The organism is Flavobacterium sp. CFS9 (assembly GCF_041154745.1).
Lineage (GTDB): Bacteria > Bacteroidota > Bacteroidia > Flavobacteriales > Flavobacteriaceae > Flavobacterium.
Window position 1 is genome coordinate 2,514,273 of sequence record NZ_AP031573.1, and the last position, 22,956, is coordinate 2,537,228.

20 protein-coding genes are annotated in these 22,956 nt (G+C 37.0%); 7 read left to right on the forward strand and 13 right to left on the reverse strand.

What is annotated here, in order from left to right:
* Positions 1-126: 126 nt before the first annotated feature.
* From ACAM30_RS10915 to ACAM30_RS10935, 5 genes are all read left to right on the forward strand, one after another.
* Positions 127-5,325 carry an HYR domain-containing protein gene (locus tag ACAM30_RS10915; RefSeq protein WP_369618517.1) on the forward strand — a complete coding sequence of 1,733 codons (5,199 nt, stop codon included), beginning with the start codon at positions 127-129 and terminating at the stop codon, positions 5,323-5,325.
* Between the two features lie 60 nt (positions 5,326-5,385).
* A complete protein-coding gene (locus ACAM30_RS10920; protein WP_369618518.1) occupies positions 5,386-6,291 on the forward strand; it encodes a type IX secretion system membrane protein PorP/SprF in 906 nt (301 codons plus the stop codon).
* A 9-nt stretch (positions 6,292-6,300) separates the two neighbouring features.
* On the forward strand, positions 6,301-8,304 hold the full coding sequence (locus tag ACAM30_RS10925) for an OmpA family protein (protein ID WP_369618519.1): 2,004 nt from the start codon (positions 6,301-6,303) through the stop codon (positions 8,302-8,304).
* A 259-nt stretch (positions 8,305-8,563) separates the two neighbouring features.
* Positions 8,564-9,319: an NUDIX domain-containing protein gene (locus tag ACAM30_RS10930; protein WP_369618520.1), complete on the forward strand. Its 756-nt coding sequence runs from the start codon at positions 8,564-8,566 to the stop codon at positions 9,317-9,319.
* A 42-nt stretch (positions 9,320-9,361) separates the two neighbouring features.
* Complete coding sequence (locus ACAM30_RS10935) at positions 9,362-9,682, forward strand: MmcQ/YjbR family DNA-binding protein (RefSeq protein WP_369618521.1); 321 nt, start codon at positions 9,362-9,364, stop codon at positions 9,680-9,682.
* Positions 9,683-9,720: 38 nt separating this feature from the next.
* Here ACAM30_RS10935 and ACAM30_RS10940 read toward each other — a convergent pair whose 3' ends face one another.
* The 10 genes from ACAM30_RS10940 to ahcY form a co-directional block, all read right to left on the reverse strand.
* The gene (locus ACAM30_RS10940; protein WP_369618522.1) at positions 9,721-10,329 is read right to left on the reverse strand and encodes an alpha-ketoglutarate-dependent dioxygenase AlkB; all 609 of its coding nucleotides are present in this window, start codon (positions 10,327-10,329) and stop codon (positions 9,721-9,723) included.
* On the reverse strand, positions 10,316-10,561 hold the full coding sequence (locus tag ACAM30_RS10945; RefSeq protein WP_369618523.1) for an Ada metal-binding domain-containing protein: 246 nt from the start codon (positions 10,559-10,561) through the stop codon (positions 10,316-10,318). Before ACAM30_RS10945 ends, ACAM30_RS10940 begins: the two co-directional genes overlap by 14 nt.
* A gap of 161 nt (positions 10,562-10,722) precedes the next feature.
* On the reverse strand, positions 10,723-11,436 hold the full coding sequence (locus ACAM30_RS10950) for a 2OG-Fe(II) oxygenase (protein ID WP_369618524.1): 714 nt from the start codon (positions 11,434-11,436) through the stop codon (positions 10,723-10,725).
* A gap of 150 nt (positions 11,437-11,586) precedes the next feature.
* On the reverse strand, positions 11,587-12,432 hold the full coding sequence (locus ACAM30_RS10955) for a methylated-DNA--[protein]-cysteine S-methyltransferase (RefSeq protein WP_369618525.1): 846 nt from the start codon (positions 12,430-12,432) through the stop codon (positions 11,587-11,589).
* 137 nt (positions 12,433-12,569) lie between these two features.
* On the reverse strand, positions 12,570-13,037 hold the full coding sequence (locus ACAM30_RS10960) for a GNAT family N-acetyltransferase (RefSeq protein ID WP_369618526.1): 468 nt from the start codon (positions 13,035-13,037) through the stop codon (positions 12,570-12,572).
* Between the two features lie 72 nt (positions 13,038-13,109).
* The gene (locus ACAM30_RS10965) at positions 13,110-13,442 is read right to left on the reverse strand and encodes a multidrug efflux SMR transporter (protein WP_369618527.1); all 333 of its coding nucleotides are present in this window, start codon (positions 13,440-13,442) and stop codon (positions 13,110-13,112) included.
* Positions 13,443-13,529: 87 nt separating this feature from the next.
* Entirely contained in the window at positions 13,530-14,369 is an 840-nt protein-coding gene (locus ACAM30_RS10970) for a hypothetical protein (protein ID WP_369618528.1), read from the reverse strand.
* 125 nt (positions 14,370-14,494) lie between these two features.
* Positions 14,495-15,574 (reverse strand): hypothetical protein, encoded by a 1,080-nt coding sequence (locus tag ACAM30_RS10975; RefSeq protein WP_369618529.1) that lies wholly within the window; start codon positions 15,572-15,574, stop codon positions 14,495-14,497.
* Between the two features lie 152 nt (positions 15,575-15,726).
* Positions 15,727-18,045, reverse strand: coding sequence for a patatin-like phospholipase family protein (locus ACAM30_RS10980; RefSeq protein ID WP_369618530.1), 2,319 nt, complete (start codon positions 18,043-18,045; stop codon positions 15,727-15,729).
* A gap of 225 nt (positions 18,046-18,270) precedes the next feature.
* The gene (gene ahcY / locus ACAM30_RS10985; protein WP_369618531.1) at positions 18,271-19,587 is read right to left on the reverse strand and encodes an adenosylhomocysteinase; all 1,317 of its coding nucleotides are present in this window, start codon (positions 19,585-19,587) and stop codon (positions 18,271-18,273) included.
* Between the two features lie 328 nt (positions 19,588-19,915).
* Here ahcY and ACAM30_RS10990 point away from each other — a divergent pair, with 328 nt between their 5' ends.
* Positions 19,916-20,566 (forward strand): 4'-phosphopantetheinyl transferase superfamily protein, encoded by a 651-nt coding sequence (locus ACAM30_RS10990; RefSeq protein ID WP_369618532.1) that lies wholly within the window; start codon positions 19,916-19,918, stop codon positions 20,564-20,566.
* A gap of 189 nt (positions 20,567-20,755) precedes the next feature.
* Here ACAM30_RS10990 and ACAM30_RS10995 read toward each other — a convergent pair whose 3' ends face one another.
* From ACAM30_RS10995 to ACAM30_RS11005, 3 genes are all read right to left on the reverse strand, one after another.
* A complete protein-coding gene (locus tag ACAM30_RS10995; RefSeq protein ID WP_369618533.1) occupies positions 20,756-21,163 on the reverse strand; it encodes a group III truncated hemoglobin in 408 nt (135 codons plus the stop codon).
* Positions 21,160-21,447, reverse strand: coding sequence for a hypothetical protein (locus tag ACAM30_RS11000; protein ID WP_369618534.1), 288 nt, complete (start codon positions 21,445-21,447; stop codon positions 21,160-21,162). Before ACAM30_RS11000 ends, ACAM30_RS10995 begins: the two co-directional genes overlap by 4 nt.
* An 81-nt stretch (positions 21,448-21,528) precedes the next feature.
* On the reverse strand, positions 21,529-22,125 hold the full coding sequence (locus tag ACAM30_RS11005; RefSeq protein WP_369618535.1) for a Crp/Fnr family transcriptional regulator: 597 nt from the start codon (positions 22,123-22,125) through the stop codon (positions 21,529-21,531).
* 81 nt (positions 22,126-22,206) lie between these two features.
* Here ACAM30_RS11005 and ACAM30_RS11010 point away from each other — a divergent pair, with 81 nt between their 5' ends.
* Positions 22,207-22,935, forward strand: a complete 729-nt coding sequence (locus ACAM30_RS11010; protein WP_369618536.1) for a geranylgeranylglyceryl/heptaprenylglyceryl phosphate synthase — start codon at positions 22,207-22,209, stop codon at positions 22,933-22,935.
* Positions 22,936-22,956 lie beyond the last annotated feature (21 nt).

The following is a 22,956-nucleotide window of genomic DNA, read 5'->3' on the forward strand; positions in this document are numbered from 1 at the left end:
TTTATACTTTATTATAATTTTTAATTTCATTCAAAACAGTAGCTGTTCCCTTGGACAAAGATTGTGGCTTCAAAACATTTTTACCACAATCCAAATTTGGGTTCTTAATTAAAAAAATAGCAAAATATGCAAAATACCAGTTTTAAAATACGCGATTTTCTCAATTTATTTTATAAAGAATACAGAGGTTATTCTTTTTTGTTGAGAGTAGCACTGCTTGTGCTTCCTTATATGGTGCACAGTCAATGTACCGTAAATACCATAAATTCAGGGTTTGAGTTACCTGGGGGGAGTGGTGGGCTACTGAATCAAAGTACGTTTCCTGGATGGAAAACGACAGCTCCGGATGGACTGATAGAAGTTTGGAGCAACACAGGATACGGTGATAATACTATTCCAGCGTTTGAAGGAACACATCATGCCGAACTTAATGCTACTATTCCAGCGGGATTATACCAGGATTATGATACTAGTAGTGCTAATATGTTTACTTACTCGTTTGCACACAGGGGAAGATTTGGTACTGATGTTATGGTGTTAAAAGCAGGTCCTCCCGGAGGCCCTTATACCGAAGTAGGCAGATTTTCGACAGGACAAGCCTGGAAGGTGTATACCGGAACGTATCAAATACCCGTTTACCAGAATACTACAAGGTTTATTTTCGAGAGTGTTTCGGCTGCAGGAGTAAATAATGATGGAAGTGCAGGTAATTTATTAGATGCGATAAATTTTACTGCTGTTGTAGGGGTGCCGTCAATCAGAGATGCTGACAAGGTGGTGTGTGCGGGAAATTCGACAACACTTACGGCCACTGTTAAAGAGAATTTTAACGTTTATTGGTATGACTCAGGCGGGATTTTACTTCATACAGGATTAACTTATACTACCCCGGTTTTGTTTAGTACTACAAGATATCAAATAGAACAGGTTAGCAGTTCAGGGTGCAGAAGCGGTTTATCCGATCTAAACATTATCGTAAATCCTAAACCTGTTGTCACTATTTCCGGAACGTCAAAAGATTGTTTAAAAACTACCTTAACGGCAGTTACCGATGTTCCTTCTCCAAGATTTGTTTGGTACAAAGACAATTCGATTATCAACGGGCAGACTAAGGCAACACTTGTGGTAACAGCCAATGGAAAATATAAAGTAAGGGCTATTAATGGTACTACTTCCTGTGAGCAGACTTCTGATGCAATCACTGTGGATGTTACCGATACCGAAAAACCGATTATAACTTGTCCTGCAGATATTAATCAAGCTGCGGATACAGGAAAATGCGGTGCAAGCATTACTATTGTAAAACCAACGGCTACGGATAACTGTTCGACCGCTTTTGTTTTCACAGGGGTTCGTTCGGATGCTTTGACATTAACCGATGCTTACCCTACAGGTATAACGACTATTACATGGACTGCCAAAGATGCTTCAGGAAATATTTCGGAACCGTGTACGCAGACCATTACGGTTACTGATACCGAAAAGCCTGTTATAAGTTCTGTCAACATTACTCAGGTTACAGATCCGGGAAAATGTAATGCAAGTGTTACGATTATAAACCCAACGACTACCGATAACTGTCCTGCTACAATTACCTATACCGGAATTCGTTCTGATGCTTTGGCCTTAAACGATGCTTATCCGACAGGGACGACAACCATTACATGGACGGCTACAGACGCTTCGGGAAATATTTCGTTACCCAGTATACAGACCATTACCATTACTGATAATACCAAACCGGTTATAAACTGTCCGGCTAACATTACACAAACTGCCGATGCAGGAACATGCGGCGCAAACGTTACGATTACAAACCCAACGGCTACCGATATTTGTCCGACTACTTTTACTTTCAACGGGGTTCGTTCTGATGCTTTGGCCTTAAACGATATTTATCCGACAGGAACGACAACCATTACATGGACGGCTACAGATGCTTCGGGGAATGTTTCGGCATCCTGTATACAGACTATTACCATTATCGATAACGAAAAACCGGTTATAACCTGTTCTGCAGACATTACACAAACTGCCGATGCAGGAACATGCGGCGCAAAGATTACGATTACAAAGCCAACGGCTACTGATAACTGTTCGACTGCTTTTACTTTTGCAGGGGTTCGTTCTGATGCTTTGGCATTAACTGCTACTTATCCAATAGGGATGACCACCATTACATGGACTGCCACAGATGCTTCAGGAAATGTTTCGGCATCCTGTACACAGACCATTACCATTACCGATAATGAAAAACCGGTGGTGATTTGTCCTGTAAACATTACACAAGCTACCGATGCAGGAACATGCGGTGCAAGCATTACTCTTACAAACCCAACGGCTACGGATAACTGTTCGACTGCTTTTACTTTTGCAGGGGTTCGTTCTGATGCTTTGGCATTAACTGCTGCTTATCCAATAGGGATGACCACCATTACATGGACTACCACAGATGCTTATGGAAATGTTTCGGCACCTTGTGCACAGACTATTACCATTATAGATAAAGAAAAACCAATCATAGTCATCCCGGCTAACATTGAAAAAACTGCCGATACAGGAAAATGCAGCACAAACGTTACCATTGTAAACCCAACGGCTACCGATAACTGTTCGACTACTTTTACCTATAACGGAGTTCGTTCAGATGCTTTGGACTTAACGGCTGCTTATCCGACAGGAAAGACAGCTATTACATGGACCGCTACAGATGCTTCCGGAAATATTTCGTTATCCTGTGAGCAGACCATTACTGTTACCGATAATGAAAAACCGGTTATAAACTGTTCGGAAGATTTGACAACTGACGCAGAGATTGGTTTATGTACCACGACTAAAATTGTCCTGATTCCACCAACGGTTACAGATAATTGCGGGGTCGCATCCGTAACTAATAATGCACCGCCTGTATTTCCGGTAGGAGTTACGATAGTAACCTGGACAGCCACTGATATTAACGGTAATGTCTCTACTTGTGAAATTTCGTTATCCTGTGAGCAGACCATTACTGTTACCGATAATGAAAAACCGGTTATAAACTGTTCGGAAGATTTGACAACTGACGCAGAGATTGGTTTATGTACCACGACTAAAATTGTCCTGATTCCACCAACGGTTACAGATAATTGCGGGGTCGCATCCGTAACTAATAATGCACCGCCTGTATTTCCGGTAGGAGTTACGATAGTAACCTGGACAGCCACTGATATTAACGGTAATGTCTCTACTTGTGAACAGAAGGTGTCTGCGGTTACTACGGCCACCTCGATAAAATCGGCCAATGATTATGGATCTCCTGTAAATGGGGCTGTAGGAGGTATTGTGGTAAATGTTTTAGATAATGATTTACTGAATTGTCTTGCAGCTACAGCAGATAAGGTAAATATTACTTTGGCCAGTACATTGCCGTCAGGAATAAATTTTGACACTGCAACGGGTAAAGTAAGTGTAAATCCGCATACTCTATTAGGAACCTATACATTTGATTATACGATTTGTGATCCTTTACATCTTCCAAATTGCAGTACCTCTACCGTTACAGTAGTGGTTGAAGCTTCAAAAATAGAAAGCCCTAATCAAACCTTTACTAGTGGGGCTACAGGAGGAACTACGCCTTCAGTTGTATCAAATGTTAAAGTAAACGGTCTGCCTGCAGTAGTCGGAACAAACCCGGGAGAAGTAACTATTACGGGTATAAAATTACCGCCAGGTTTTACACTAAACCCCGACGGAAGAGTTACAGTTCCTCCGAACACAGCGATAGGAAGTTATACGGTAGAATATCAGGTATGCGAAGTGAGCAGCAACCCTACAAATTGTAGTGCCTCTACCGTTACAATAGTGGTTGAAGCTTCAAAAATAGAAAGCCCGACTCAAACGTTTACTATTGGGGCTGCAGGAGGCACTACGCCTTCAGTTGTATCAAATGTTAAAGTAAACGGTCTGCCTGCAGTAATTGGAACAAAACCGGGAGAGGTAATGCTTACGGGCACAAAAGTGCCGCCAGGTTTTACACTAAATTCTGATGGAAGAGTTACAGTTCCTCCGAACACACCATTAGGAAGTTATACGGTAGAATATCAGGTATGCGAAATGAGCACCAACCCTGCAAATTGTAGTGCCTCTACCGCTACAGTAGTGGTTGAAGCTTCAAAAATAGAAAGCCCGACTCAAACGTTTACTATTGGGGCTACAGGAGGCACTACGCCTTCAGTTGTATCAAATGTTAAAGTAAACGGTCTGCCTGCAGTAATCGGAACAAAACCGGGAGAGGTAACGCTTACGGGTACAAAAGTGCCGCCAGGTTTTACACTGAACCCTGATGGAGGAGTTACAGTTCCACCGAACACCCCGGCAGGAAGTTATACGGTAGAATATCAGGTATGCGAAGTAGGCAGCAACCCTAAAAGTTGTAGTACCTCTACCGCTACAATAGTGGTTGAAACTTCAAAAATAGAAATCTCAGATCAAACGCTCATCTTTACTATTGGGGCTACAGGAGGAACTACGCCTTCAGTCGTATCAAATGTTAAAGTAAACGGTCTGCCTGCAGTAATTGGAACAAAACCGGGAGAGGTAATTCTTACGGGTACAAAAGTGCCGCCGGGATTTACATTAAATCCTAATGGAAGAGTTACAGTTCCTCCAAAGACACCGGTAGGAAGTTATACGGTAGAATATCAGGTATGCGAAGTGATCAACCCTACAAATTGTAATACCTCTACCGCTAAAATAGTGGTGGTTGAAGTTTCAAAAATAGAAATCTCAACTCAAACGTCCACTTTTACTATTGGAGATACAGGAGGCACTACGCCTTCAGTCATATCATATGTTAAAGTAAACGGCCTGCCTGCAGTAATCGGAACAAATCCGGGAGAAGTAACCCTTACTGGTACAAAAGTGCCACTAGGTTTTATCCTGAACCCTGACGGAACGGTTACAGTTCCTCCGAACACACCTGGAGGGAGTTATACGGTAGAATATCAGATCTGCGAAGTGGGTAATCCTACAAATTGTGGTACAGGTACAGTTAAAATAGAGGTCGATGGCTGCGAGATTAAGGTATCCAATGCCTTTTCTCCAAATGGGGACTCCCAGAACGATCGTTTCTATATCCATGGGCTGGAATGTTTTCCGGATAATAAGGTAGAAATCTACAATCGTTGGGGCAGGTTGATATTTGAATGTGAGCGCTACAATAATGAAGATCGTGTTTTCAGAGGAGGATCTGGAGAATTGCCAGGAACCTATTTTTATGTTTTAAAATACCGTGATAGCCAGTCTCAAACTCATGAAAAAGCAGGATACGTATATATCAGTAAGTAAAAATTAAACAAAAAAGGGCTTAGTGAGACAAAGCTGAGCCCTTTTTTTAAAGAAAAGAATATGAGAAAATTAGTTTTATTTTTTTTAATTTATTCCACGATTGGGTTTGCACAGCAAGACGCACAGTACACACAATATATGTACAATACTGTCGCAATAAACCCGGCTTATGCAGGATCCAGGGGCGTATTAAGCGTTTTTGGGTTGTACCGAACCCAATGGATTGGACTGGAGGGAGCACCCAAAACAAGTACTTTATCAATAAATACACCATTGAAAAACAGTAATTTAGGATTGGGGGTTTCTTTGGTAAGCGATAAAATTGGCCCTACCAATGAGAATACGCTATCAGCCGATTTGTCCTATAGTGTTCCAACTTCAGAAACCTTTAAGCTTTCTTTTGGAATAAAAGCTTCAGCGAATGTTTTTAATCTGGATATAAACAAATTGAATCCAGAAAATCAGGGAGATTTGCAGTTTCAGAATTTCAACAATAAAATTGCACCTAACATTGGAGCGGGAGTTTATTGGCATTCTGATAAAGCATATCTTGGATTGTCAATTCCGAATTTTATCGAAACCACTCGATATAATGATAATGACATCGCAATTTTTAAGAATAAAATCAGCTATTATTTAATGGCAGGTTATGTTTTTGATCTGAATTACTATATCAAATTCAAACCGGCATTGCTAACCAAAATGGTAGAGGGAGCACCTCTACAGGTTGACGTTTCCGGTAACTTTATGTTCAATAATAAATTTGTCGCAGGGCTAGGGTATCGTTTGAATGCCTCATTTAGTGCAATGGCAGGTTTTCAGGTGAGAGACGGCTTATATGTTGGCTATGGTTACGATTTTGATACCACTAGTTTAAGAAGATACAATTCAGGATCTCACGAGATTTTCTTACGCTTTGAATTTTTTAATAATTATAGTGAAACAGCATCACCAAGATTTTTTTAATACTGCCTTATGAAAACTAAAAGCCTACAATACTCCGTTTTATTAATATTTGTTTTTTTAAACACATTTGCCCAGAAAAAGATCATCAGTCATGCGGATGAACAATATGAAAAATACGCTTATAGTGAAGCGATAAAACTTTACGAAAGTGAGGCGAATAAAGGTTACAAAGACGAAAAAATGTTCCAGCGTCTGGGGAATTCTTATTATTTTAACGGAGAGTCAGTAAAAGCATTAAAGTGGTACGACGAATTGTTTGCCATGAATGATCAGCAAGAACCTGAATATTTATACAGATACTCTCAATGTTTGAAATCAGACGGAAATTATACTAAAGCAGATGCAATTCTTGAAAAATTAAACAAAAAAGCGGCTACTGATAAAAGAGGTGTTTTGTTTGAAAACAACAGAAAATATTTAGATGAAATAAGGTCTAATTCAGGACGATTTGAAATCGCCGATGCCGGAATTAATTCTAATTATTCAGATTATGGAAACACTGTTTTTGGAAATAAACTGGTATTTACTTCTGCAAGAGATACCGGAACAGTGGTAAAGAAAAACTTCAGATGGACCAACAAATCTTTTACGGATCTTTATACTGCTGAACTAATGTCTGATGGAAGCGTGGGAAATCCTAAACGGTTTCAAAAAAAAGTAAATACCATGTTCAATGAATCAACTCCTGTTTTTACAAAAGACGGAAAGACCATGTATTTTACCCGAAATAACTTTTTGGACGGAAAAAGGGGAAGAGCTGAAAATAAAATTACTTTATTAAAGCTATATAAAGCTACTATAATTGATGGAGAGTGGAAGAACATTCAGGAACTTCCGTTTAACAGTGATCAGTATAGCGTGGCTCATCCGGCCTTAAGTACCGACGAAAAAACACTTTATTTTGCGTCAGATATGCCCGGGACGTTAGGACAATCCGATTTGTTTAAAGTAGCAATAAACAATGATGGAACCTTCGGTAAACCTGAAAATCTGGGAGCTTCGGTGAATACAGAAGGAAGAGAAACTTTTCCCTTCATTTCAGGAGAAGAGGAACTTTATTTTTCAACTGACGGAAGACCCGGATTAGGCGGACTCGATGTTTTTGTGACTAAAATAAAAAACGATGGTACCTTTGAGGAAGTACAAAATGTAGGAGAACCTGTAAATAGTAAAAAAGACGATTTTGCTTTTATCATAAACAGTGAAAACAGAAAAGGATTTTTCTCTTCAAATCGAGACGGCGGAAAGGGATCAGATGATGTTTACCGATTTACAGAGACCAAAAGATTAATTTGCGAACAGGAATTATCGGGTAGCCTTACAGACTCTGAAACAAAACAAATCCTTTCCAATGTAACTTTAGTTTTGTTTGATGAAAACCGTCAGAACCTACAACAGGTTGTTTCGGATCAAAATGGAAATTATGTTTTTTTGAAAGTAAAATGTGGTAAAGAATATACCATAAAGACAGCAAAGGATGATTACGAAATAAAAGAAATTCCATTTGCAGTTAAGAGAGAAAACGGAAAAACGATTTTGCCAATTTCACTAGATAAAAAACCTTTGCCTTTAGTGGCTAAAACGGCCATGATCAAAACTCCGTCGGTGGAAGTCAAGGCAAAGGTGAAGCCAATCGGAGTGGGAACAGATTTAGCAAAAGCCCTGCAAATTCCTTTGGATTTCTTTGATTTGGGTAAAGCGACTATCAGAAAATCATCAGAATCTCAATTGAAGAAAATTGTTGCAATAATGAATCAGTATCCGGTATTAACCTTAGATATTCGTTCACATACAGATAGCCAGCAATCCGCTTCATACAATATGATTTTATCAGAAAAACGAGCGCAATCCACTAAAAACTGGTTAATTAAGAAAGGAGTTAAAGGAGATCGTTTAACTGCAAAAGGATTTGGAGAAACACAATTGGTCAATAGATGTGCTGACGGTGTGAAATGTTCTAAAAAAGAACATCAGCAAAACAGAAGAACTGAGTTTCTGGTCACAAATATATAAAGGAAAAAAAATCTAGTTAAAGAGAGGCTGCCCGAAAAGTGACAGCCTCTTTTTTGTTTTGAAACGTTCGGCAAACTCTGGGAGGTTTTGACCTTTAAAAATATTCATAAATAACCCTTTTTGCTGACTTTAAAGAGATGAAACTCAATTATGACCTTTAGAAGTTTAAATCACTTCTTGCTAAAAATGTTTCGGATTTGTAAAAATGCCTTAAATTGCAGTTCAGTTAGGAACAACATGCTGATTTAAGAAACGTTAAATGCCAAAAAAGATAATAGAAAATAGCGAAAACTACCAGCCCGGACTTTCAATTGACTGTGTCATTTTTGGATTTCATGACAATCAGCTAAAAGTTTTACTTATTAAAACTCCTTTTGATGATAAATGGTCCCTGCCCGGAGGATTTATACCCATTGAGGAAGATATTGATACCGCAGCCGTGACCGTTTTAAAGGAACGTACCGGAATGCAGGGTATTTTTTTAAGACAGTTTGCTGCTTTTGGCCGTGTCAAACGAAACGATCCGAATTTTGGGAATGCCGTACTGGATCACTATAATATTCCCAGAGAAGACGGAAAATGGTTTATTCAGCGTTTTATAACCATTGGATATTATGCCTTGATTGATTTTTTAAAAGCGGTTCCGCAAAAAGAAAACAGTCAGGAAATTATAGAGTGGATCGATCATAAAGAGGTTCCTGAACTTATCCTGGATCATAGAGAAATTCTGGATAAAGCTTTGTACACTCTTAGAATCGAGTTGAATTTAATGCCTGTGGGGTATAATTTGTTACCCGAAAAATTTACAATTCCACAGCTGCAAAAGCTGTATGAAACGATTTTGGACCGCAAATTAGACAGACGAAACTTTCTGCGTAAAATCACCAACATTGGAATTCTGAATAAACTGGACGAAAAGAAAAGCAATGTGGCACATAAAGCCCCGAACTTATACACTTTTGACACCGTTAAGTACAATGAGGTCCTTAAAAACGGACTGAATCAGGGATGGTAAAACGGGACTTAAGTGTTAGAATCCTAATAACAAGAGCATAATATGGTTACCATTGAAACATTTAGAACTCTCGCACTGTCATTTCCAGATGCAACAGAAGAACCTCATTTTGCGGAAACCTCTTTCCGCATCAACAAAAAAATATTCGCCACTTTTGATGAAAAGAACAATACAGCCGTTATAAAACTGAACGAAATCGATCAGTCGGTTTTTTGCGCTTCAAGTGAATTGATTTTTTACCCGGTTCCCAATAAATGGGGCAAACAAGGCTGGACGGTTGTAGAGCTTTCAAAAGTAAGACCGGAAATGTTTGAAGATGCTTTGACTCTTTCTTATCAAAATGTAGCCTTTAAAAAAAAGTAAGATGTGAAAAGTAAGATGTGAGATGTGAAAATGTACTGTTAGGTTACAATAGTTCTGAACGTCAGATTTACTCTGGGTTTTGAAGTTGTTTTTGTGGGAGGCAAACGATGCAGCCAATTCGTTTGGGTAGCATCTTTCATAACCAGTAAACTCCCGTGTTCTAAAATTAGAGAAATCGTTTCTTTGGTTTCTTTGTGTTTGAAGGCAAATTTTCGTTCAGCACCAAAGCTTACGGAGGCAATAGCACCGTTCTTTTTTAAATCTTTTTCAGCATCACTGTGCCAGGCCATTCCTTCCTCGCCGGAATGATATAAATTGAGCAGACAGGAATTAAAGGTTTCTCCCGTTTTTTCTTCTATCACAGCTTTTAGTTCCAGTAATTCCGGAGTCCATGTAAGCGCTTTTTTGGTGGTATTGGAATACGTATATTCAAAACCTGAATCGCCATACCAGGCCACTTTTCGTTTGGTTAAAATTAATTTACCAAAGATAATGGCTTCATCATTTTTCCATTCGATAGTATTTAAAAGAACCTCCAGATAATGATTGGAGTCTTCTCTCGAAAACAACTTTCCGTAATAATTAACCGTCCCGTCTTTAGGAAGCAGATTTGTTGTTTCGTCTGTATGCGGATTAAATAAGTCCATTTTTCCAGTTTTGATATTCAGTTTTCATGCAATGCCCACAAGGTCGGAAATTGTTTTTTTCGGCTTCGTCCTCGGTTGCAAAGAAAACCCGGTTTTCGCGTTTCATTCTTTTTCCGGATTTGCATTTTAGCGTTCCGTAGATTTTTAGTTTTCGGTTTCCACCAAAGCAAATTTCTTCATTTTTAATTTTACTTCGTAAATCCGAATCGGAAATTTTTGAGTGTAGGAGCATTTGTTTTTTAGTTGTAAAGGTGCTGAGGCACTAAGGTGCTAATATTCATGACTTTGTGTTTTTTGTAAATCTGAATCTGGAATTGTAAAGCATTGATTGTTAAGATATCAGTTTTTAAGTTGCAAAGGCTTAGAACCTTAGAATCTCAGTACCTTAGAACCTCAGGATAATGCATCATGAAAAATAATCCCCAAGGTGTGTCGTTCGCCCGAATGTATTTCGCTGACGCCATGCTTCATATTTACCCGGTAATATCCTTTTGTACCTTTTACAGGTCTGAAATTGGTGGTAAAAACTAAAACGTCTCCTTTTTTAGGTTTCAGCACAATAGCTTTGGATTGTGCTCGTGGGGTTTGCTGTGTCAGTACAAATTCTCCGCCTGTAAAATCTTCATCGGGTTCGTTCAGAAAAAGAACAATTTGAATTGGAAAATAAATATCTCCATACAAATCCTGATGCAGTGTATTGAAACCGCTTTTACCGTATTTTAAAATCAGAACAGTTGCTTTTAATTGATGATTGGCATGGCATTGTTCCAGTAATTCCTGATGCGTATTTGGAAAAGTGGTCGGGATATTAAGTGCTTTCATCCAGGCGTTTGCGATAGGAGCCAGTTTAGGATAAATAGAAGTACGAATGTTCTGAATCAGATCGGGTAAGGGATAAGTGAAGTATTTGTATTCACCTAAACCAAAACGGTAGCGTTCCATGACGACTGTCTTTCGGTATAATTCAGGTTTTGAATAATCGGCTTTTAGAGCTTCACATTGTTCGTTGTCTAAAAGGTTTGGAATAACGGCAAACCCGTTTTCGTGCATAGATTCGGTGATGCTGTCCCAATGAAGGGAAGCAATTTTTGAAGATATGTTTTGCATAATGATTTTAAGTTGAGGTTTGTTTTCGCCACGATCTGAGCGTTAGCGAACGGACGAAGTAATTCACGAATTATTTTCTGGATTTTAGAAAAATCTGCAATGTAGAATTAGTTTAATTCGTGAATTCGTGGCAAAAAAATAGTATGATATTTATGGATTTATCTGCGCGCCTTCCCACCCAATAATGGCTGTTTTACGAGTGTTTCCCCACATATATCCGCCAAAGGTTCCCGTGGATTGAATGACACGGTGGCAAGGGATCAAAAAAGCTACGGGGTTGCTTCCGATAGCTGTACCAACTGCACGCGAAGCATTTGGCTTCTCAATTTGCTGTGCGATAGAACCATAAGTAGAAAGCTGTCCCATTGGAATTTTTAGAAGGGTTTCCCAAACTTTCAATTGAAAGTCGGTACCTTTTAAATGCAGTTTAATTTCGGACAATTTATTCCAGTCATTTTGGAAAATAAACAGCGCATTTTGTTGTATCAGATCCAGTTTTCTGCAGAATGTGGCATTAGGGAATTTATGTTTCAAATCTTCAAAACCCGTTTCTTCATTTTCGGCAAAAGCCATAAAGCAAACGCCTTTGAGTGTTGAAGCCACAATGATATTGCCAAACGGACTTTCGGCAAAACTGAAGTTAATTTCTAAATTCTTTCCCCCATTTTTATACTCGGCAGGTGTCATACCTTCGATGTTTACAAACAAGTCATGCAAACGACTGGTTCCTGAAAGACCGGTGTCAAAAGCAGCATCAAACAAAGTGGCCTGACGGTCCTCCTGAAGGATCTTCTTGGCATGTTCAACACTTATGTATTGCAAAAACTTCTTCGGACTTGTGCCTGCCCATTCGGTAAACAAACGTTGAAAGTGAAAAGGACTTAAATGCACTTTTTCGGCAACTTCATCAAGATTAGGCTGCGCTTTAAAATTGGCTTTGATATAATCAATCGCTTCAGCAATCCGATTATAATTAATGTTTTCCTGTGTGTTCATCTTCGTTTCATTTTATAAGGCAAATATCGATACGTTTTCGCTGGTATAAAATCCGAAACTTGCGGAAGTAACTTTTTGTTGATTTTGTTTCAGGTTTCAAGTTTCAAGCTCTGTTCAAACCTGAAACTTGAAACCAATTATTTAATTGCTTTCTCCATCTTATAATTGATGAGCTCAACGCCGGACCTGATGTTTATCTGTTCAGCTTTTACAACAAAACCGTTTTTTTCAAAAAAGGGTCTGGCCGTAATACTAATGTCTGAGGTTATGATTTTTGAATGTTGTTTTTGAGCTTCTAGCAGTAATTCGGTTAAAAGCTTATGGGCGATTCCCTGTTTTTGATAGTCTTTGTGGATGTAAAAAAAATCAATATAATTTCCGTCTTTCAAAGTTCCAAAACCAACTATTTTAGTTTCAAGGATAGCCAGTAGAACAAATTGTGTTTGAATGACTTCTAACCAACGCTCAGTATTTTGCACACCCGAAATCCAGACCTCAATTTGTTCTGGATTATAATCGTTCTTACACACTGATTGTATGGTCTCGGTGTACAATTGCTGCATTTCTGCTAAGTCTGAGATTGTTGCTTTTTTGAAATTCGTCAAGTTGTTGATTTATTGGGTAATGAATCTTTTTGTAATGTCATTTGATAGTATCAAGGACTGATTTAAAATACTTTAATGCGCTGTAGTTTTAGAAAAAACATTAATCACAATAACACCTGCCATAATTAGTGCTAATCCAATTATCGCTGGCAGATCAGGGATTTGTTTGAAGAAAACAGCGCCGATAACCGTGATTAGTACAATGCCAACTCCCGACCAGATCGCATAAGCAATTCCAACCGGAATGGTTCTGATGGCAAAACTCAAAAAATAGAAAGCGGCAAAATACCCTAAAATGGTAATAATACTTGGGATTAGTCGGGTAAATTCTTCAGACTTTTTTAGGGCTGAAGTAGCAATGATTTCAAAGATTATAGCAATGCCTAAAAAGAAAAAGTTTTTCATATCACGTTTTTTTACAAAGTTAATCTTTGTATTGACGTGAAAAGATGAATTCACAAATAGTCTGGAAAACAGATAATATTTTTCTAATTACGGCAATTCAATATCAACTAGTTTAAAAGGAATCTTTTTAATGGATTTATCGTTTTCGATGTTAATTACTAATTTCCAATTGGGATTTGGTTTTTCTTCAAAATAATAAGTAAACAAGCGGCTACTGCTCATACTTCCATTTCGCTCAATTTTTTTTCCGGTTGTATCTTCGAAATACAAATTGACAAATTTAGATTTATCTCCATTTACATAGAAGTAAACCTGATTATCATCAGTGTCGCCAGAGCTAAAAAGACCATCGAAGGCCCCCAAAAGACCTTGAGCTAATAGCCTTGCAGCTTCAGGAAGTTTTTTTAGTTCTTCTTCTTTTTTGTCCTTGTTTTCCTGGACGTATTTTGTATAAGATTCTTTTGTTAAGTAAATAATTTCTATTCCTGATTTATTCGGTAGAAGATTTACGTTTGTTTTATTTTGATAATTGGTAATTTTTATTTCACTTCCATTGGCCTGATTTGGATTGTATAAACTCACTTCTCCACTAAGTTCCTTGATAGTTTTGGCTTTTCTGGCAGGAATTTTTGTCTCTAATTTAACTTTGGCTGTTTGATCTATTTTACTAAAATCATTATCTTTTTGATCTTCATTTAATAAATCGATACCTTGATCGTCTACCGCTTTAGTGATCTTACTAATTTTTACAAATTTGTATTTTCGTACTTCATCTCCCCAGATTTTTAGTTCAATTTCACATTCATTGCTAAATGAGTTATCAGATGTAGATCTTTTTTCATTGATCTCGCTAACGGATACTTTTTGTGAGAAAGAAACTGACGTAATAAGTAGAAGCAAACTTGTAATAAGTAATTGTATTTTCATTTTAAGCTTTTATTTTTTGGGTTTAGCTAATTAGTTTTATTTTGCGGCAAATGTATTGATATATTTCAGAATTAACCTGCAAAATAAAGCGGTATTTCAGAGATTTTAGATTTGAAAACTTTAAGTTATTTCAGTTCTTCTTTCGCAACAGAAACACTTATCAGTTTATAACCTTTATCGGTTCGTAAAAATTCAAAATGATCTTGTTTGAAATCGGCTTTATTGTTTGAATTAATAATAATGTTCTTAACGGGGTACATCCATTCTTTAGGCTCATTACAGTTGTTAAAATACTCACCATATTCGCTTGTTTCAAAGATAAAAGGATTCAGCCCATCTGATGAAATGAAATAATCCGTTCCGGAAGCTTTAAGTTGTTGCAGTTTTGATTTTAAAAGAGTATAATTCTGTTCAATAAATTTTGCCTTTGACTCACTTTTCCATCCATTTGGTTCTTTCCAGTAAGTGATTTTATCAAAAGAGATCTTCATTAAATTTTCTTTGGATAAATCAGAAAGTAAATTGTTTTTTAACCACCACTTAAATTCCTTATCGTAATTGGTAAAAGAATAATATTGACCGTCGATGCCGATAAAATAGTCTCGTGTCGCTTCTTTATTGGGATCTTTTGATTTTTGTAAAGAATAAAAATTAAGATCTGTATTGTCTGTAAAATTTTCAATCAAGACTTTATTGTTAAGGTCTATCAGATATCTTTTTCCTCCACTCCAGAAAAAATGTTCACCATCCTGTTTTTTTAAGGCGCCTTTTAAGGCTGTGATCATTCCGTTTTGGACTTTTGACAAAACATCGTAGTCGGCAGGAATTACAATCTTTCCCTGGCTATTAAACATGCCGGTTTTATCGGTTTTTCGGTCTGTAAATCTGATGTAACCTTCATTTTCGCAATCCGGGCCATTATCAAAGATGTATAAACTATCGCGTCCCGTTATTTTTTCGGTTTTAGTTAGATAGTAACTTTTCCAGCTGTTGTTTGTCTCTTCCGTTACAGCAATAATTTTATCAAATTTACGGGCAGAAGTGAATCCCATAAACTTTGGGACTATCTTAATGGATCCGTTTACATCTTTAAATCCGATATGTGTAGTGTCTTTATCCCAAAATGAAATCCAGAGGTCATTATTCTGTGCCTGTGTATTGTAATTAGTTAGGAGGATTAAAGAAAGAATAATGAGGTATTTCATTAGAGTGTATTTTAAGTAAATATAAGAATTCGATTTTGAAAAAGAATGTCAAATTTTACTCAGAAGTTTCAAAAAAAAAAAAACCGACAGTTTTCCAAAACCTGTCGGGTCTGCTTTTGAATATTGGTAGTGTCTTACAAATTTGATATGTGCTACGGATTGAATAATAGTCCAACACTAAAAAACAGTCTTACTTTATCAATATTGTTGATCCAGGAAGTATCAAAATGTATTGGTCCTAAAATGGATTGATAGGAAATTGAAGCTCCGCCTGAGATAACAAGGCTGGGATCTATATTAGCGTCCCATTTTCCTTTTGGTTTAAATGCGTTACGAATATAGCTGTCAAAAGTATCGAAACCAACGGTTGCGACATTAAAATGTGGGGTGAGGTAAACTTTTCCAATAAGATTGATCTGAGTAGCTAGTTTGGCACTCATAAACTGTGTGACATTAAGCTCGTCCTCATTCAGACCTGGAAAACAAAAACGATTACTTCCAGGACTGGGAAGGACTCCTCCTAAGAAATATTTTGAGGTATAACCGAAGTCTGTAAATGAGATTTGATTGTCTTTAAGTCTATCCTGAAAAATAAAGTAAGAATCAAAACCAATGATTCCTGTAATTTTCTTTTTGATGAATACTCTTTTTTCAAAACTGAAACCAAATTGTGTGTATCCATTAGTTGATCCTGATACATTTGTCAAATCCGGGTCGGAAAAGGATACACTCATATCCGATAGTAATGAACGACTTACATTTGATTTTATGATTGTCCCTTTTTCAGCAAAGAAAACCTTGTCCATATCATTGTAAACAAAATGTATATTTGCTTCGATGCTATTTAAAAAATAATTGTTAATATTGATTTCGTTAGGATTGTATTCTCTATCGTATTTTGGCTTTAAGTTGGTATAGTGATAATTTAAACCATAGCCGAAATAACTTTTTAATGAGCTTAGATTTCTATTCATTTCATTATTGAACTCAAAAGAATTAGTAAGGATATTATCCGAGGCCCTTCCGTTGATATAAATTTCCTGTTTCAGGAAAGAGCCGTAAAGCTCCGATTTCCACCACCAGTCTCTGTTTTCTCCAAAATTTTTCTGAAAATTGATTCTTGCTTTTGGCTGTTCCGCAATATCGACAGTTACTAAAAGACGTGAGGCATCTGCAAGAACGTTTCTGGCAGTATAGTTAAAGATAATCCCAACTCCTCTGTAAGTGTCGAAATGTATCGATGTATTAAGTTGGTTTTTGGCACGTTCGAATCCAAATAATGTGATTCCTAATTTATCTTTGTCTTTGATAAAATAGTTGTAGCTAATCTCGTCAAAAAGATTAGTACCCATAGCTCTGTTAATGCCCGCTGTTAGATCTTTTGTGGTATATTTTTGCTGTGTTTTAAGATTTGCTCTTCCAATTACCAATGGCAGATTTTCAGGACTGATTTTTCTATAAACAATAGTATCAAGAACAAACTCTTTAGGCATATCGGGCAATTTGTGAACCCTTTGCGGATATCCTTTCAGTTTTTCTGATAAAGCGATTAAAGCAGAAAGATTTCCTTCGGTTGCAATTTTACCGTCTTTATAAATTTCATTACTTTTTCCAAAATCAGCAGTAGAAAAACGCAGGTTTGGCATATGATCAATTAAGACGGTACAGAGCTTTCGGTTTGCGGGATTCTTAATATTGCTCGGGAACATACTGGTTTGAGTCAGTATAGTAATCAAATTGTTTAGTTTATCAATGGGCTGCATTCCGCCTCCTACGTCACTTCCGATAATGATATCCGCTCCCATTTGTTGAGCAACATCAGTAGGGAAATTGTTTAATACACCACCGTCTACCAGTACTGTTTGTCCATAAGGCATGGGTTTGAAAATAGCCGGCAGCGACATGCTGGCTCTCATGGCATAAGCTAAATTTCCTTTGCTTAAAATGACTTCTTTCCCTTCTGATAAATCGGTAGCCATGGCTCTAAAGGGTATCGACAGACTGTCAAAATCTTTAATATTATAGACCGGGAAGGTTAATTCAGAAAGATATTCTCTTAAATTCTGATCATTTAACAACGAGCCAATACTGTTGAGTTTTTTATCTTTAATTCCAATTCCAACCAGATATTGCTGAAATTCTCTTTTTTCCTCGACGCTAACAGATCGTAACGACTGGCCGCCTCCAAGCAGCTTCTCCCAATTGATTTCTTTGGTTAACTTTTCTATACTATCACCGGAATATCCCATAGCATATAGTCCGCCAATGATGCTCCCCATACTGTTTCCAACAATAAGATCCGGAACGATGTGTAAAGAATCCAGTTTTTGTAAAAGCGGAATATGTGCAATTCCTTTTGCTCCACCACCACTTAATACTAAAACGACTTTAGGTTTCTTTTCCTGAGAAAGACCAATCTGAGAGATCGTAAGTAAAAAAAATAAGATCAAGAAATAAGGTGTTTTTTTCAAAATTACATCGTTTAAGTAGTTGAGAAACTGAGACTTATTTGTGGTTAAAATTAGGGGCTTATTTTTTAAAAAGTACAGTTTTTAAGAAAATGTTTTGTTCAAATATAAAAAGATCTTTTGTCATCTAAGGCTTTTAAAAACAAAACCCGACAGATTTTAAAAATCTGTCGGGTTTTAATAGGTAATTGAAGAAATCTAAAAAATAGAAATCTGCAATCTAAAATATTAATATCTGTAGTATTCCGGTTTGAATGGACCTTTAACTTCAACACCAATATAAGCAGCCTGATCTTCGCGAAGAACTTCAAGTTCAACTCCTAATTTAGCTAAGTGTAAAGCAGCTACTTTTTCATCTAAATGTTTTGGTAACATATAAACGTCATTGTTGTAAGCAGCACTGTTGTTCCATAATTCGATTTGAGCCAAAGTCTGGTTTGTAAATGAGTTACTCATTACAAAACTTGGGTGACCTGTAGCACAACCTAAGTTTACTAAACGACCTTCAGCCAAAATGATGATGTCTTTTCCGGCGATAGTATATTTGTCAACTTGTGGTTTGATTTCGATTTTAGAAGCACCGTGGTTCTTGTTCAACCAAGCCATATCGATTTCGTTATCGAAGTGTCCGATGTTACAAACAACAGTTTTGTCTTTCATTTGCTCGAAGTGCTCTCCAAGAACGATATCTTTATTTCCTGTAGTCGTAATGATGATATCAGCATTAGCAATTACAGTGTTTAATTTTTTAACTTCATAACCGTCCATTGCAGCTTGTAAAGCACAAATTGGATCAATTTCAGTAACTGTTACAATAGATCCTGCACCTCTGAAAGAAGCAGCAGTTCCTTTACCTACGTCACCATATCCGCAAACTACAACTCTTTTTCCAGCTAACATTAAGTCAGTTGCACGACGAACAGCATCAACAGCAGATTCTTTACAACCGTATTTGTTGTCAAATTTAGATTTAGTAACAGAGTCGTTAATGTTAATTGCAGGCATTGGTAAAGTTCCGGCTTTTACTCTTTCGTAAAGTCTGTGAACACCAGTAGTAGTTTCTTCAGATAAACCTTTAATTCCAGGAACTAATTCCGGGTAACGGTCAATAACCATGTTTGTTAAATCTCCACCGTCATCAAGAATCATGTTCAATGGTTTTCTGTCTTCACCAAAGAATAAAGTTTGCTCAATACACCAGTCAAATGATTGCTCATCAAGACCTTTCCATGCATAAACCTGAATTCCTGCAGCAGCAATAGCAGCAGCAGCCTGATCTTGAGTTGAGAAAATGTTACAAGAAGACCAGGTAACTTCAGCACCAAGAGCAATTAAAGTTTCGATCAAAACAGCAGTTTGAATCGTCATGTGCAAACATCCGGCAATACGAGCACCTTTCAAAGGCTGTTCGTCTTTATATTCAGCACGAAGCGCCATTAAACCTGGCATTTCAGCTTCAGCCAATTCAATTTCTTTTCTTCCCCAAGCCGCTAGAGAGATGTCTTTTACTTTGAAAGCCACAAAAGGCGTAGTTGTAGTACTCATTTATAGTATATTTGTAATTGTAAAATTTTTGCAAATTTACGGAATAGGTTTTTAATTTAGACTACTTTCTGTCAGAATTGTGAAATGTTTAATTTCTTAATCTTTAGAATATTAGTTGATTATTATAGCGGTTATATGGAGTGTAGTCGAAATAAGAAGCTAATCCTGCTGTCCACTATATCTTTTGCAGTCTCGTGAAAAAAAACAAGACTGCAAAAGGATGCCGTTCCCATCAGGGCTAAAAGACGAGAGGTTAAATAAGAAATTTCGTTTTCAAATCAGGAAAACAACTCATAACTCATAACTAAAAACTCATAATTAAAAAAGAATGCCTTTATTTCAAACCATACAATTCAACGAAACGACTAAAATCTTAGTTTGGCACATAACAGAATCATTTGAGGAGTTAGTGAGCAATGTAGTTTTAAAAGAGAAAACACAGTTGAGGTTGGACGGGATGAAATCTGTAATGCATCAGCGCGCCTTTTTGAGCGTCCGTATGCTCATTCAGGAAATGGGTTTTACCGATCAGGATTTGCACTATGATGAATTTGGGAAACCCTATTTCAATTGCGAAAATCATATCTCGATTACACATTCCCATGATTTTGCAGCGATTATCATTAGTGATAAAACAGTAGGAATAGACATGGAACTGCAACGCGAAAAAATTCTTCGAATCGCAGACAAATTTGTAGATACCGAAAACACTTATTTAAATACCGAAAACACTCCCGATTATATCAGGGAGCTGACAGTGATTTGGGGAGCGAAAGAAGCTATTTTTAAAATTAGAAACGAAAAAGGAATCAGTTTTAAAGATCATATTAGCGTAAACGCTTTTTTGTTAGATAAAAATCAAACCGAAGCCAGTCTTCATTTTAATGATCTCGCAATAGATTTTGACGTGTATTACAAAGAAATTAAATCGAATACTTCAGGGCAGAACTTTACCTTGGTGTATGCTTTTGATAAGTAGGTCCTAGTCTCCGGTCTCAGTTTTCAGTCCCAGTTTTCAGTTTTCTCAAAACCTTGTCGTTTCGACCGCAAGGAGACTCGAGCGATAGCGAACAGGCGAAGCAAATCCCACTAGTGACTCGACAAAGATTGGAGATATTTTGTTTGGAAAATCTATTGTTACTGGAAATGAGAAATAACAAAAAGCAATTTATTCACCACTGGTTTCCGCTATTTTCTTTCGATTTTCAAACATACTCAGAAACAAAAAAGTTCCCATTTTGCGGGCGCGTCGTTTTAGCGTTTCGGCATTTTCGCCTTCAAAATGTTCTTCTAAAGTCTGAAACCAATAGTTGAGCCAGATTCCGAATTCATTTGAAGTGATTCTTCCTTCAAAATGCGAATCGACTTCATTGTGTACAGTAAGGGGATTGCCATTGTATTTTCTTACGGCAAATAAGTTGCTTTCCCAAAAATCAGTAAGTTTCTCTAAATGCGCATCCCAATCTTTAATCATAGTATTGAAATAAAAGCCGATTTCATTATCGGCTCTTATTTTAGCATAAAACTGATGTACTAAAAATTTGACATCTGCCCGGTTTTCTATTTGTTTTCTCATAGTACAAAACCATTTAAAAAGATGAATAAAACACTTAAAAGCGAACTTAAAATAATAAGATTAAAAACCAATTTGTGTTTCATTTGTGCCAGAATTGAAGTGTTAGCAAAAATAGAAGCCAGAACAATAATTCCCAATTGTACCATTTGACCAATAGAAGTTCCGTGTGACAAAATGTACATTGCTGCCGCTCCTCCCAGACAGCTTTGACCAATTACCGCCATTGCAGCTGAACCCATGTAGTTTTTATTGAAAATTTCGAATGTTGTTTGATATAGTGTCATGATATTGAGTTTTTTATACTACAAAGGTACAGGCACTACAGGGCTCCATTTTATGACTTAAATCATAAAATCATAATTATTTTATCGGTATACTTTTCTGTTTATAATTTTTAGAGCTCCTTTTTTCTCCAGAGTTTTTATGGTTCTAATGACTGTTTCAACGCGTAAACCTGTTAGATCTCCAATCTGTTGTCTTGTGAAATTAATGAGGTAACCATTGGTGTCTTTTTTAAAATTGAAATAGACAATTCCGTGATCGATTAATTTTAAGATACGATGTTCCGGTTCCTGAGTAGACATCTCTGCTGCCATAACTGATTTGTAATACAGCCGCTGCGCCAGATTTTCGATTATTTTAAGACTGATATCCGGGTTTTCTTTCAGCAGTATTATGAAACTATTTCTGTCAAGGAGAAGAATTTCCGAATCTTCAACAGTGATGGCATTTGCCGGATATTTTTGATTTAGAAATAAGGGCGGTTCTCCAAAAGGCTGCTCTTTGTAAAAAATACCCTGAATAAATTCACGTCCGTCATCGTTATAATTACTCATTTTTACTTCACCGGAAACAATTTGATAATAATACGCCGGCAGATTGTTTTCTTCAAAAATGATTTCATTTTTAACGAAAGACTTTCTCAAAGCACCATATTTCTCCAGCAGATCAATTGCAATCATAATTTTGTATAACGATAACACAAATATAATTCATTCAAAATAGTTCTTCTACATCAAAAAACTTTTACTTTTACGCCCACTATGAGACAAAAAATACTCAGTATACGGCAGGAAATTTTAGAAGCTAAAAGTAATGGACAAAAATTACTGGCCATATTATTAGATCCGGACAAAATTGTTTGGGAAAATTTAGATCATTTATTGCTTAAAATAAATCAATCCCCTGCAACGCATATTTTTGTGGGAGGAAGTATTGTGCAGGCAACAATTTTAGAAGATTTAATATCAAAATTAAAACAAGAGACTAATTTACCCGTTGTTATATTTCCAGGTGATCCTTCGCAGATTTCACCTCAGGCAGACGCGATTTTGTTCTTATCTTTATTATCAGGCCGAAATCCCGATTATTTAATAGAGTATCAGGTACAGGCGGCTCCAATTTTAAAAAAGACAAATCTGGAAGTAATTTCAACCGGTTATATTCTGATTGAAAGCGGAAATGAAACTGCCGTAGCCCGTGTAAGTAAAACAAAACCACTTGACAGGGACAACTTTGATCTGGTGCTGGCAACGGCTCAGGCAGGAGAAATGTTAGGGAATCAATTGATTTATCTGGAGGCGGGCAGCGGTGCGAAAAAAGCAGTTCCGCTAGAAATGATAGAACTAATCGCTCAAAATGTTGAGATTCCTATAATTGTTGGTGGAGGAATTGTAGATTTGCATGGAATTCAAAAGGCTTATAGTGCCGGTGCAGATTTAGTGGTTATTGGAACCGCTTTTGAAAATGACAGCCTTTTTTTTGAATCATAAATAAAATATACAACCCAAACT